This window comes from Fibrobacter sp. UWP2 (genome assembly GCF_900141705.1).
Classification (GTDB): Bacteria; Fibrobacterota; Fibrobacteria; order Fibrobacterales; family Fibrobacteraceae; genus Fibrobacter.
Genome location: NZ_FQYM01000007.1, coordinates 27,785 through 41,161, shown reverse-complemented (window position 1 = coordinate 41,161; position 13,377 = coordinate 27,785). Strand labels below are relative to the sequence as shown.

The 13,377-nt window shown below is 54.8% G+C and carries 10 protein-coding genes; 1 reads left to right on the top strand and 9 read right to left on the bottom strand.

Annotation, left to right across the window (positions count from 1 at the left end; all coding sequences use genetic code 11):
- Positions 1-2 precede the first annotated feature (2 nt).
- The 9 genes from BUB55_RS05425 to BUB55_RS05385 all read right to left on the bottom strand — a co-directional run bounded on the left by BUB55_RS05425 (position 3) and on the right by BUB55_RS05385 (position 10,924).
- Entirely contained in the window at positions 3-716 is a 714-nt protein-coding gene (locus BUB55_RS05425; RefSeq protein ID WP_073188897.1) for a response regulator transcription factor, read from the bottom strand.
- On the bottom strand, positions 716-2,767 hold the full coding sequence (locus tag BUB55_RS05420) for a sensor histidine kinase (RefSeq protein WP_234971814.1): 2,052 nt from the start codon (positions 2,765-2,767) through the stop codon (positions 716-718). Before BUB55_RS05420 ends, BUB55_RS05425 begins: the two co-directional genes overlap by 1 nt.
- A 122-nt stretch (positions 2,768-2,889) precedes the next feature.
- The gene (locus BUB55_RS05415; protein WP_073188896.1) at positions 2,890-4,056 is read right to left on the bottom strand and encodes a LysM peptidoglycan-binding domain-containing protein; all 1,167 of its coding nucleotides are present in this window, start codon (positions 4,054-4,056) and stop codon (positions 2,890-2,892) included.
- A gap of 45 nt (positions 4,057-4,101) precedes the next feature.
- Positions 4,102-5,445: a hypothetical protein gene (locus tag BUB55_RS05410; RefSeq protein ID WP_073188895.1), complete on the bottom strand. Its 1,344-nt coding sequence runs from the start codon at positions 5,443-5,445 to the stop codon at positions 4,102-4,104.
- Between the two features lie 20 nt (positions 5,446-5,465).
- Positions 5,466-7,196 carry an AAA family ATPase gene (locus BUB55_RS05405; RefSeq protein WP_073188894.1) on the bottom strand — a complete coding sequence of 577 codons (1,731 nt, stop codon included), beginning with the start codon at positions 7,194-7,196 and terminating at the stop codon, positions 5,466-5,468.
- A gap of 37 nt (positions 7,197-7,233) precedes the next feature.
- Positions 7,234-8,169 (bottom strand): TrmH family RNA methyltransferase, encoded by a 936-nt coding sequence (locus BUB55_RS05400; RefSeq protein WP_073188893.1) that lies wholly within the window; start codon positions 8,167-8,169, stop codon positions 7,234-7,236.
- Positions 8,170-8,187: 18 nt separating this feature from the next.
- Positions 8,188-8,778, bottom strand: a complete 591-nt coding sequence (locus tag BUB55_RS05395) for a 5-formyltetrahydrofolate cyclo-ligase (protein ID WP_073188892.1) — start codon at positions 8,776-8,778, stop codon at positions 8,188-8,190.
- Positions 8,779-8,781: 3 nt separating this feature from the next.
- Positions 8,782-9,939, bottom strand: coding sequence for a ribonuclease D (locus BUB55_RS05390; protein WP_073188976.1), 1,158 nt, complete (start codon positions 9,937-9,939; stop codon positions 8,782-8,784).
- A 79-nt stretch (positions 9,940-10,018) separates the two neighbouring features.
- A complete protein-coding gene (locus BUB55_RS05385; protein ID WP_073188891.1) occupies positions 10,019-10,924 on the bottom strand; it encodes a LysR family transcriptional regulator in 906 nt (301 codons plus the stop codon).
- A 139-nt stretch (positions 10,925-11,063) separates the two neighbouring features.
- Here BUB55_RS05385 and metE point away from each other — a divergent pair, with 139 nt between their 5' ends.
- On the top strand, positions 11,064-13,337 hold the full coding sequence (gene metE / locus BUB55_RS05380; RefSeq protein ID WP_073188974.1) for a 5-methyltetrahydropteroyltriglutamate--homocysteine S-methyltransferase: 2,274 nt from the start codon (positions 11,064-11,066) through the stop codon (positions 13,335-13,337).
- The last annotated feature ends 40 nt before the right edge of the window (positions 13,338-13,377 follow it).

Genomic DNA, 13,377 nt, shown 5'->3' with positions numbered 1-13,377 from the left:
GCTTAAGCGTCGAATTTGTAACCGGCTCCGCGAATGGAGAGAATGATTTTGGGGTTGGCCTGGTCTTCTTCCAGTTTTTTGCGGAGGTTTACAATGTGATTGTCGATGGTGCGGGTCGAGGGCATGTTCTCGGGAGTGTAACCCCAAATGTCCTGGAGCAGGTCTTCGCGGAGTACGACTTCGCCGCGGTGCTGCCAAAAATATTTGAGAATCTGGAACTCGCGTGCCGACATCTCGAGCGGGACTCCCGCCTTGGTGGCTTCGTATTTTTTGAAGTCCAGGTGGACGTCGGCAAAGTCGATGGCGTCCTGTGCGGTGTGGGCCGCTTCTGCCTTGGGCGCGGTTGTCTCGACGCGGCGCAAAAAAGCCTTGACGCGGGCGAGCAGTTCCAAAATGGAGAACGGCTTGGTCACATAGTCGTCGGCGCCCATCTCGAGTCCTGCCACCTTGCTCGTCTCTTCGGTTTTGGCCGTGAGCATGATGATGAAACATTCGGGATGCTTTTTGCGAATGACTCGGCAGACTTCAAAGCCACTCTTTTTAGGAATCATCAAGTCCAAAAGGACGAGGTTTGGCTGGAAGGAGTCCGCCTTGGCTATGGCTTCTTCGCCATCGCATGCGGTCTCGACGATGTAGTTTTCCAGCTCAAAGTTGTCTTGGAGCCCGAGGCGGATGATTTCTTCGTCTTCGACGATGAGGATTTTGTGTTGCATAATCAGTCTACCTTCTTGAATTTGACGGTAAAGGTGGATCCCTTGCCGGGTTTACTGGTTAAAGATATGGTTGCCTTGTGGGTCTCGGCGACGCGCTTCACAATGGCAAGCCCCAAGCCGGAACCTTTGGTGCTGCGAGTCATCTCGTCGCCCACTCTATAAAAGTCATTAAATATATTTTTTTGTTCCGATGAAGGGATGCCAACGCCGGTATCGGTCACAGAAAAAACGCCTCGGCCGTCTTCGTTGAATACGCTAATCGAGATTTCGCCGGGGGCGTTGGTGTACTTGATGGCGTTTTCGACGAGGTTTTGTACAAGGCTGTAAAGCGCCGTGTAGTCGCCCATCACATAAACGCCCGGCTCAAACTTTGTATGAAATTCAAGCCCCTTCTCGACGCCGATGTCTTCGATGGCGTCAAACACTTTTTGGGCGCAAATAGAAAAGTCCAGTTTTTCCCACTTGAAAGCGCCTGTGCCGTGCTCCATGCGGGTGTAGTTCAAAATGGCTCCAATGAGGTTCTCGAGGCGGGTGGCTTCTTTGCCAATGAGCCCAGAATACTCCTGCACTTTTTCGACTTTTTGTACGCGTCCGCGCGCCATCATTTCGGCGAACATCTTGATGGAGGTGAGGGGCGTCTTGAGTTCGTGCGAAACACTTGAGAGGAAGTTCGCCTTCATGGCGAGCAGCCTGTGCTCTTGGGAGATGAATCTCAACATAAAGAACGAACCCAAGATAACCGTGATCAGTGAGAACGAGAGCAACCCGTACATGAGGAACATGCGTTGGCGAGTTTCTTTGCGGATTTCCTTGACGTTCTTTTCGTAGAGGGAGAATTCCCAGTTGCAGGCGTCGCTAATGCGGGTCTGCGTCAAAACGGATGCGCTGTCGGGGATGCTTCCCATGAGGACGTTGTTGTTCTCGTTCACAATGGAATAGGGAATGTTTTTCCAGCTTTGGGCTACAGACTTGATTTTGTCGAGCAGTCTATTTTTGTATGTTTCGTTGTCAATTTTTGCGATGACAATCTGGTTGCCCGAAAGTTGCGGGTAGCTCATTTTGAACAGGGTCACGTTGCCGTCGGTGTGGTAGAGAATACCGTCTTTGGAGGTGTATTCGTTGTCCATGAGCTCGGCAAAGAGATTCTTGTACTTGGCGAGGATGTCCATATAGCGGAGCTGATGGTTGAAGTTGGAACGCAGGTTCCAAAAGGCCTCGCGCTTTTCTTGACTCAGGTCTTCAAAAGAGAGAATTTGGGTAAAGGCTTCTTCAAAGAAGAACTTTGCCGACGAAATGTTTTCGATGTGCTCGCTTTGCAAAAACTGCGATAGCACGGCAAGGCAGTAGTCCTCGGCTTCTTGGTGCTTTTTTTGCTTGATGAGGATTTCGAAGTGGAGTAGGTTCACCGAACGGGTGAGGTCAGCGTGGAGGTAGCCCTGCAAGTGTGGGTGTTGTTCCAGAATTTTGAGTAGGCGCAATGCCTCGGGGTAGTTCTTGCTTTTGTAGGCAAGGCGGATCATGCCCAAAATGTTTTGGACTTGTTCCTTCTTGGTCTCGAAGGGTGAGTGGAGCAACCGCATGGAGCGGGTCAGGTACATCTGGTCGTTGGAGCTGGGCTTTTGCTCTTCGTGAAAGAACTGTTGCTCTACAGGGCTAGGTCTAATGTCCGAAAAATCAGACGTCTTGTAGAAGTGTCTTGACGAGATGTCGGGGTAGACCAGCTTGTTGTTGTTGAAAAGGAAAATGGCCTCGATTCCATTCACGTCCTTGAAGGCCGTGGCGTTGCCGAATTCCAAAAGGCTTCGGGGCTGTTCGTACAAAAACAGGGAGGCCGCCTTGGTCTCTTGGTAAATTTTGTCTTGTTCCTTGATTACGGCTTCCTCGACTTCTTTTTGGAACGAGGCGCGGTTCTCGTCGAACGTCTTTTGGGCGAGGAAGATTTCGTTTTGGATGTTGCGGAAACTCAAAAACGAAAGAATGGCCGTCGGCAACACGATGCCGCCGGCGAAAAGTGCAAAAAAGAGGAGATTGTTTTTGTTAAACTTTATCGACATGCCGCCTCTCTATAGGGGCAGACTCGCCGATATGCTGGGAAACAAGAGTATCAGTACACTGCTCCCCATGAGGAGCGTCACAAGAGTGAATGCCACGGCGGCAATTATGACGAGCGCTTTGGTCACTTGACGACGTTTGCGGAGTGGGTGATGGAAACCTTGTGCCCGGTTTCAATTCTACGGTTGTTGGAGTAGATTTCGCGAATCAGCACACAGGATTCGTTTTTGCCGGCGCGGGCGATGATGCCCCTGCCCAACAGGCGCGGCGGGATGCTGGCGTCGGACTTGTCTTCTTCCCAAATGGCCACAGCGTCGCCGGTGTTGAACTTTTGGTCAAGCCCCTTGTCGATTAGCACGTAGTTGTAGCTCCCGATGATGAGCATTGGGTCGGTGGCGTACGTGATCATGGCCATGTCTTCAATCTTGGCTTCCTTGACATTGGAGTAGCCCGAGACGTTGATGGTCTTTAGAGGCTGTTTGAGCCTTGCCTTGGCTTGGCTGATTTTGATTTCGCGGAAGCTCTGGACAACGCGGGCGCGGGAAAGCGTGTCGCCGATGGCGGAAATCTTGGCAATGCCGTTCAAACGAAGGAGGGCGTACTTCTTAAAGGAGGTGCTGCCCTTGATGGCAACTTCAATAGGACGTGCGTCGAAGATTTCGACAAGATCACCCTTTTTGAGCTTGGAATAGGTTTTTTTGCCAACGCCGACCACGACCTCCGATTCGGGGATGTGGATGAGCGGTTGTTTCTTTTCGCCCGAGACGATGGAGATGAAGGACGAATCCTTTTTGAGGGAGTCGATTTCGTAAATCATCGGAGCGTGGATCTGGTAGTAACCGTTAAAAATCTTGGGCTCGGGGCGTTTTTGATAGGTGTAGCGGTCTGCGTCGATTTTCTTTTTGGTCGGGCGCTTGTCACGGCTGCGGAGGTCGCCGAGCATATCTTCAAAGTCACCTTCGCGTCCATCGCCGTCGTCACAACCCACGGCAGTCACGCCCTTGGGGAGGTTCGTGTCAGAGACGGCGGTGGCACAGGGGTTCTTGCCTGCCGGGGTGCGCAGAACTTGTTCTTCGCGGAGGCTGTCGCCAAAGTAGATGGAGTCGCCCGGGTAAATCCAGTGCGGGTCCTGAATGTGGCGGTTGTTTTCCCAGAGGTCCGGCCATGCGAATGGGTCGTGCAGGAATTCGTCGCTCAAGTCCCAGAGGGTGTCGCCTTCCTTGACGATATAGGCAGAGGCGATCAAGGCCGTGAGGCCAAGGCAGAGAGTCGCACATTTTAAAAATCGCATAATAATCCTTGTAACTCTTTGAACGTGAACAAGTTATGTAATAATTTAATCTTTTCTTTGCCTAAAAGTAGTCCTGGATTGAACAAAATGCGGAATATCGCCCTGTTTTTGGGCGTTTATGCGTTCTTTGGGGCGCTGGACGGTGCGAGACTTGCGGTTTTGGAGCGGATTTTGACTCAAAATGCCTGCTCGGTCGGGCACAAAGACCAAAAGGAGCTCGATTTTCCCGCTGCCCGGTTCCAGGTAGAGGGGGATGTTCTTGCGGAGCATGTAGCCTTCGCGGCGGAAGTGGCGGATTTCCTTGGTGGCGACTTCGAGGTCCGATACCTGGATCAGGATGCGTTCCGGGCGTGACATGGCCGCAGACTGTTCCACGCCCGCAGGGAGGGACTCGCCATCGGGCAGGTTGAAGTAGAATGTCCAGCGTCCTTCGTTTTCTTCTTTGCCAAAGAATTTTTGGAAAAAACCGGCGTCGAGCTGGCAGCGGTGGAACCGCAGGTTTTCGTCGACGAGGCACTTGGCGTTGAAGCGGGTCGAGAGCATGGCCGATTCGCGGCAGTCCAACGCTTCCACTTGGCTAAAGCAGCTGGCGAGGGATGCCCCCACGTAGGAGCAACCCGAATAGAATTCAAACAACTTGTCGCCTTTTGCCGGGTGGATGGCGTCCTTGATGCGGGCGGGGAGGGCTAGCCACGCCTCCTTGGCGCGCGGGGCCCAGTCCAAAACATGCATGTGGAACCCGGTTCCGGCAAGCGGCATGTAGTCGCTCCCGTAATTGCATTTGCTCTCGACGCGCACCGACTGCTTGAAGGCGGGGTCGAACAGCTTGTCGGGCATGCACTGGATTTGGTGGCAGCTAATAACCTCGGGGCAACTGCGTTCCAAAAAGTCAGAGAAGGTCTTGAATCCGTGAGCCGAATTCTTACCGTGAAAACTTGCCTGGACCAGGACTGCAAAACGTCCGTCGCCGGTGGCGCGAAGCCAAATTTGACGGATGGTCTTGCGGAAAATGCGCAGGTGGTCTTTGTGGAGCTGTTCGCCAATGCGCGTCACGACTTCGGGCGGTTCCATGCCCTTGGCTGGAGCCTCTATCGAAAGGACTTCGTGTTCGCCTTGTTTTTTGCATACAAAGCGCCAGTCGGCGTTTTCGGCGGCGCTCTCCTTAGTGAACCAGGCCTGGAACTTGCCGGGGATGTTGTCGTTCTCAGCCCATGCCAAAAGCTGGCGCTTCAGGTCTTCGGCGGTCAAGTTTTTGTGGGGAGCGGGCTTGGTCACGGCGGGTTCCGGTTTGGCTATGCTGCTGGCCCTTCCGTTGTGGAACTTGCCGGCGGTTAGCTTTTTGGGCGCCCTGGGATTAGAGCGCGCGTTACGACTTTGTCTTGTATACATAAAAAACAGCTGCTAAAAAATTATACCAAGAAACGCGGGTAGATCCAGGAGCATTCGTGGGCGATCATCTTCGGGAATTCGCGGAATGTTCCGTTGATCTGGTACAAGTCGAGGCTGCCTTCCACCGGGGTGAGCGACATGACGCTGTCGGCGCGGGAGCTCAGGTACGGGTACTCGTCGTTGTTGCAGGCGGTCACCACGGCGCAACCCGTGAGGGCGATGATGGTGTCGATCATTTGCATGAGCATTTGATGCGGTGCGCCCGTCAAACGCAGGGACTTGGGGTTGTGAAGCACTGCCGAGATGGGGTCGATGACCACTACGCGGTAGTCGTGGTTCTCAAGCTTTTTGGCGCCCTCGATGCGCTTGGCAATGAGCTGGGCGGTTTCGATAGGTGAGAGGGCCGTGCCACGCAGGTTCAAAAAGCCGAACTTCGAGGTGCTCGCGTTGAGACCGCGAATGCTTCCCAACAGGTGCAGGCGGTTCAGGAACACGGAACGCGTGAGTTCGTAGTTGATGAACAAAACATCGTTCGAGGAGGTCGAGTTGCCGAACCAGTCCTCGCCGTAGCAAATGGAGAGGCCGAGGTCCATGAGGGCAAACGACTTGCCGCTCTTGGGAGGCGCCGTGAACAAGAAGAATTCTCCGGTACGCAGCACGTTCTCGATGATGCTCGCATCCTTTTTGGGCGCTTCTTCGCTGTCGCTCGCCAGTTCCACCAGGGGCTTGCCGTCGAGGGAGTATTCCACCCATTCGCGCCATTCCTGGAAGTCCTTGGCGCCTTGTTCCAAACCGATGAGGTACTGCTGCTTGCCGCCGCGCAAAACGCCTGGCATTCGCGCCATCATGTTCGGGTTCTTGTTGCTCGGGTCCACAATGAAGCCCTGTTCTTCCAGGGTCTTGAAGAGGAAGTCAACGCGCTCGTTGTATTCGTTCTGGTTGCTCGCGCCAATCTTGACCCATGCCTGTGCGGAGTTTGCACCAAGGGTATTCACGATGGCGGCGCAGGGGAGGTTCAAGGCCTTGTAGTAGGCGAGCTGCTTGGCCAAGAGCATTTTGGGACTGTCGACCACCACGTAGCGGTACTTGTAGCTTTCGTCGGTCGCGTCCGGGCTTCCCTTGGTGGCGTTCACGCAAATGAGGGCGCCTTCGGGACTGTCGAGGCTCTTCATGATTTTGGCGATGTTCGCGTCTTGGCCTACAATGTTCGAAACTTTTTCAGAGGTGCATTTGGGCGTCTCGGAAACCTTGAACTCGATGGTTTCGTCGCTCTCAAAGACGGCTTCCAAAAGCTTGGCGAGGTCCTTGCGCCAGTCGTGGCTCGGCCACGGGATGGAGAGGGCTTCGGGGTCAATCTTGTGGTTCTGTAGCAAGGTGAGCGACTGCGTGTCGAGACCCATGGCGAGCATCTGCTCCATCGAGAACATGCCCGCGGGCATCGGGGAGATGATGGTCGGCTGGATGGGGGCAGCCGTGGCTTCTGCCTTGGGCGCGGCCGTTTCGGGATTTTTTTCTTCTTCGCGTTCTGCGGCACGCTTTTCGGAGGAAAACGCACGACGGAGAATCTGTTCGACTTCGTCTGGCGAAAGGCCGTTGTCTCGTGCGACGCCACCCAGCTGGAACGAGGCGTCCATGAAGGTCCAGCCTTCTTGTTGAGCGGCTTCGCCTGCCTTGAACAACTCACTTTTGAGTTCGTTTCCGGTGAGTTTGCACTTGAGGAACAGGTTGATTGTTTTTCTTGCGTTTTCCATAAAGAGCCTTCCGTTAGAGGTTTATGAATTCAAGATTTTACTTGATGCGGAGCCTCGCGTATTCGTAGAGTCCAAGGGAGAGAGCTACGGAGGCGTTGTAGGAGTGGGCCTCGGGCATCATGGGGATGCGGAGGATGGCTTCGCACTGTTTTTTGATGAACGGCGGGAGACCGACGTCTTCGCCGCCGACTGCTAGGACCACGTGGTCGGCGAACTGGAAGTCGGCGAGGTTCGTCTCGGTGTCGGCGTCAAGGCCGAGCACTTGGTAGCCGGCCATCTTGAGTTCGCCGATGGCGGCTTCGAGGTTGTCGGGTCTGCAAATGCGGAGTTTCTCGAGAGCTCCTGCCGAGGTGCGGGCGACGCTTGGCGTAATGCCGCACATGCCCTTAGCGGGCAACAGCAAAATGCTTACGCCCAGGGCGAGCGAACTTCTGATGCAGGCGCCCAGGTTTCGCGGGTCCTCGATGTTCGTGGCCACGGCGACCAACTTTTTTTCGCCGGTATCGCGGGCTTTGAAAAATTCTTCGCGGACGTCCATCCAGTTGAGGAGCTGCTTTTCGTTCATTAGGGCGACCACGCCGTGGTTCGGGCGGGCGTAACTGTCCAAAATTTTGGAATCCACTTGTTGCACGTGAACGTGGGCGCGCTTGGCGAGCTTTTGCAGTTCGTACAGCTTGGGGTTGCCGGACTGGTGCATAAAGAGCACGCGATGCACTTGGAGAGGGTTTTTGGTAAGCAGTTCCTCGACTTCCTTGAGTCCGCCGACAGCGACCTGCGGTGCGGCATCAGCGTCGCCCATGGCGGTCACGATGTGCTCGGGGCGCGGACGGTCTCCAAAATGGCGCGGGTGGGGGTTGCCCCCGGCAAAGTTCCGCGGGCGGTCCCCGAAACTGCGCTGGCGGTCGTCCCTGCCAAAAGAGCGTTTGCGATCTTCTTTGAAATCGCGACGATTGTCGTCATTGTAAAAAGCCATTCTTGATTCCTTTTTGAACTAACCCTTTTCCCGGCAAGCGATGACCACATCCATTTTAATGTCGGTCTCCTTTTGCTCTAGGGGCTCTTTTGAAATTTGTGCGGGCGTGGCGATCCCCGCCTTGTAGGCCTTGGGGAACTTGGCAAGGAAGCGGTCGTAGTAACCCTTGCCGTGGCCCTGCCTGCACCCGTCCCATGTGAACTTGGTCCCGGGCACGAGGAACACGGGGATTTCGCCCTCGAATTTTTCGAGCCCTTCGCGCGGCTCCATAATACCGAAGTGCCCTTTGACCAAATCCTTTTTGAGGTTTTGGATTTTGTAAAAATTCATGATGCCGTCCCCTTCGCAGCGCGGCAAAAGCAGGCGCCCTTCCATGGCGAGTTCCTCGACCACGGGCATCAGGTTCGGCTCTCCCTTGACCGGGTAAAAGGCGGCGATGTTCCGCGAATCGCGGTAGCCGGGGATGTCGTGGATTTGCTGCCACGGTTCCTGGATAATGTCTTCGCCTTTTTTTTCGCGGCGCTTTTTGAGGATGAGGTCCACAATCTGGCTGCTGCCAAAGACAATCGTGACGAGAACAAATACAGCTATGGCGGTAATTACATCCATAGGCTAGTCCTCACCAATGCGTTTTGCCGAGGGGAGCTTTTCTTGTAGAATCTCGTTCCATATCCGGCGTTGCCAGTTCATGAGGCGGGCTTCGTTGTAGCGGGTTTCCCACGGCATGTCGCCGGGGGCGGCAAGCCAAATGAGCTGCGCCTTGTTGGCAAGCATCGAGGCGTCCAGCCCGATTTGTTCGGCCTTTTCGTCACGCCAAAGTTTGAGGGCTATTAGCAGGTCTGAGTGGGGCACTACCGGGGGCGGCGGAGCCTTCGGCAGCTTGGCAGGCCAGTCCGTCTCGGGGGTGGTGACCGCGTCCCGCATCATGTTGAGGAACGAATCCAAACGTTCGCCCTTGAAGTTGCGGGGCAGCTTGGGCAAAAACTTTTCGTCCACTTCGGGGAAGTGCGCTTGCTGCGCACGGGCGATGGCGAGCATCAGTTCGGCGGGCATCACCTTGTATGGAGGACGGTCGAGCTCCTCGGCCTGCTTTTCGCGCCATTCCCAAAGGTGCTTCAAAATGTTCAGGGCGCACGGGCTGTAGATGCTGCTTCCCGGAATGCGCCAGGGGTCCTTTTTGGGCGGCGCCGGGTGCTTGGCGTGCTCGATGAGCGCGCTGCATTGCTCGGTGAGCCAGTCCATGCGGCCGGCTGCCTGCAACTTCTCGACCAGGATGGCGCAGAGCTCATGCAGGTAGAAGGTGTCGTGGATGGCGTATTCGCACATCTCGAGGGGCAGGGGGCGGGTTGTCCAGTCGGCGCGCTGGTTTTCTTTTTTGAGCTCGTCCCCAAAGTATTTGCGGACCAGGTCGGCAAGCCCAAGGTGCGGTTCGTTCAGCAGCTTGGCGGCGAGCATGGTATCGAATATATGTGCCGGGGAAAACTGGTAGGTCTGCCACAGGAGGCGTAAATCGTAGTCGGCGCCATGGAAAATGAGCGTCTGCATGGCTTTTGCCAAAAAAAGTGGAGCCAGGTCGAGCCCGCAAAGCGGGTCCACAATGTAGTGATGCTCCCCGATGGTAATCTGGATGAGGCAGAGACGGGCTGTGTAATGGTACATCGAGTCGGCCTCAGTATCGACGGCCGCCATATCATAGAGCTCGAGGTCTGCGATAAGGTTCGCGAGACTTTCTTCGCTGTCGACCAGGATGTATTTTTCGTTCTGCATCATTATGGTCAAAATGTAATTAAATTGAGAAAAAAGAAGAATCTCCAGAATGAAACGAGGCTCAATAACGGAATATGTGGTGTTACCCGCAGTGCCGCTTGAGCGCGGCGATGTATTCCCTTGCATATCGCGATTGCGAAACTCCCTTGCGAGTGACTATCCCGATGGTCATCTTGTCGAATACGGCGAGGGGCTTTGCGATGATGTTTCGGCCGTTGAGCTTGTGGCTGATGACGCCCGAACAGATGGTGTATCCGTCGAGGCCGATGAGCAGGTTGAATAGCGTTGCGCGGTCGCGGACCTTGATATTTCGCGGGCAGTCGAAGTCGATGGCGGTGAGCGGTTCTTCGGCGAAATAGAACGAGTTGAAGTTTCCCTGTTCGTAGGTGAGGTAGGGATACGGTTTCAGGTCGGCAAGGGTAATCCTGTCTTTTTGCGCAAGCGGGTTTCGGGACGACATGAAAACATGCAGCGGGGTCGTGAACAGGGGCTCGAACAGCAGGTTATTTTTTTGCATCATCTTGCAGATGACCTTTTCGTTCTTGCCGCTTAAGTAGAGAACCCCGATTTCGCTCTTCATCTTTGTCACGTCGTCGATGATTTCGTTTGTCTGCGTTTCGCGGAGCGTGAAGTCGTAGCTTTCGCCGCCGAACTTGCGAATGACATCGACGAAGGCGTTCACCGCGAAGGAGTAGTGCTGGCAACTGACGGAAAAAATCGTGTTCCCGTTTTCGCCATTCTTGTAACGATCTTCAAGGAGGGAAGCCTGTTCCAGCACCTGGCGCGCGTACGAGAGGAATTCGTCGCCTTCGTTCGTAATCGTAACACCCTTGTTGCTCCTGTTGAATATGGTGACACCCATTTCTTCTTCGAGTTCGTGGATGGATGCCGTCAGGCTCGGCTGCGAGATGAAAACTCGCTTGGATGCTTCGGTGATGTTCTGCGTGTCGGCGACCGCTACTGCGTATTTAAGTTGTTGTAATGTCATAGCATTTTTTTATTACTGGTTATTTGCCATAGATTTTACCTATGGTGAATGCACAAAAAATAGTATTTTACCGATGATGTTTTTTGAGGTATATTTGCCGACAAACGAAAAACATGTAAAAAAAGGTAGGTTATACAACATGACAACGAAAAAGACATCGGTAATTGGGTTCCCGCGCATCGGTAAGGCCCGCGAACTCAAGTTTGCAAGTGAAAAGTTCTTTAAGGGCGAAATTTCCAAAGCAGATCTCCAGAAGACCGCCGCAGAAATCCGTCAGTACGGTTGGCAGAAGCAAAAGGCGGCCGGCATCGACTTCATTCCGTCCAACGATTTCTCCTTCTACGATAACGTTCTCGATACGGTGTTCCTGCTCGGGGCCGTCCCTGCGCGTTACAAGGAACTCGGGCTTTCTAAACTCGAGACCTATTTTGCCGCTGCGCACGGCTATCAGGGAGCAAAGGGCGACGTCAAGGCCCTCCCGATGAAGAAATGGTTCAATACGAACTATCACTATATTGTTCCCGAATTGGACGATTCAACCGAGCTTGCTGTTGCAGACAACGTGAAACCCCTCCGGGAATACAACGAGGCGAAGGCTGCCGGGGTTCATACAGTTCCTAGCCTCGTTGGTCCCTATACCTTCTTGCGCCTGGCCCGCTACAACGGCAAGAAGAATGCCGCCCACTTCGCGGCGTCGGCTGCGAATGCCTACCTGGATTTGGTGGAACGGCTTTCGGCTGCGGGTGCGGAATGGATTGCGCTTGCCGAACCCGCCCTCGTCTTCGACGTGAGTGAAGAGGAAAAGCGGCTATTCAAGTCCATCTACGCATTCCTGTTGGAACAGGTGCATGCGAAGACGTCGGCGAAGATTCTCCTGCAGACATACTTCGGTGATATCCGCGATGTCTACGAGGATGTCGCATCGCTCGGTTTCGATGGCATCGGTCTCGACTTTGTGGAAGGCCTCAAGTCGCTCGAACTTGTCAAGGGCGGTTTCCCGAAGAACGCGATTCTCTTTGCGGGCGTCGTGAACGGCAAGAACATCTGGCGCGCCAATTACGCGCAGAAGAACGCTATCCTCGCCGAAATCGGGAAGGTGGTCGATGCGTCCCGCGTGGTCGTGGGTACTTCGTGTTCGCTACTGCACGTGCCCTACACGGTCGCTGCTGAACAGAAGCTCCCTGCGGAAACCCTGAAACATTTCGCCTTCGCCGAGGAAAAGATCGTGGAACTTGCCGAGATTGCTGGCGGCGACGCTTCCGCTCTCGAAAAGAACAAGACCCTATTTGCTACGGCCCGCGTGAGCGAGAATGCCGCAGTGCAGTCCGCGCTTGCCTCCCTTTCCGATGCCGACTTCGCGCGTAGCCCGTCCCGTGCTGAACGCCGCAACATCCAGGTCGCCGAATTCAACCTCCCGGCTTACCCCACGACGACTATCGGGTCGTTCCCGCAGACGGCCGAAGTCCGTGCGAACCGCGCCGCCTTCAAGAAGGGCGAAATCACCCGCGAGCAGTACGTGGCATTCAACCAGAAGAAAATCGCGGAGTGCATTGCCCTCCAGGAAAGCATCGGCCTCGACGTGATTGTGCATGGCGAATTCGAACGCAACGACATGGTGGAATATTTCGGTACGCAGATTGATGGGTTCATCTTCACGCAGAACGCCTGGGTGCAGAGTTACGGCACGCGCTGCGTCAAGCCGCCCGTAGTGTGGGGCGATATCCACCGCAGCAAGCCCATCACTGTCGAATGGTCCGTGTTTGCTCAGCAGCAGACGAGCAAACCCGTGAAGGGCATGCTCACCGGCCCGGTGACAATCCTCAACTGGTCCTTCCCGCGCGAAGATATCTCGCTCAAGACGCAGGCCCAGCAGATTGGCCTTGCCATCCGTGACGAAGTCTTGGACCTCGAGAAGAACGGCATCAAGATTATCCAGATTGACGAGGCCGCCCTCCGCGAGAAGCTGCCGCTGCGCAAGACTGACTGGCACAAGGAATACCTCGACTGGGCTATTCCCGCGTTCCGCCTGGTGCACGCGAAGGTCAAGCCCGAAACGCAGATCCACACGCACATGTGCTACAGCGAGTTCAATGACATTGTCCGCGACATCGACTCCATGGATGCCGATGTGATCACTTTTGAGGCGAGCCGTTCCGACCTCAAGCTGCTCGATGCGCTCAACGATGCTCGTTTTGAGACGCAGGTTGGCCCAGGCGTGTATGACATCCACTCGCCGCGCGTGCCCTCCGTGGATGAAATCGTGAATACGATCCGCAAGATTATAGACAAGGTCCCGCAGGAAAACGTGTGGGTGAACCCTGATTGCGGCCTCAAGACCCGTGGCGAAACGGAAACCACCGCAAGCCTCAGGAACCTGGTTGCCGCGGCCAAGCAGCTGCGCGCCGGAGCCTAGGAACCGGTTTTCTGCAATAAATTTCCAAAATACACCTCAC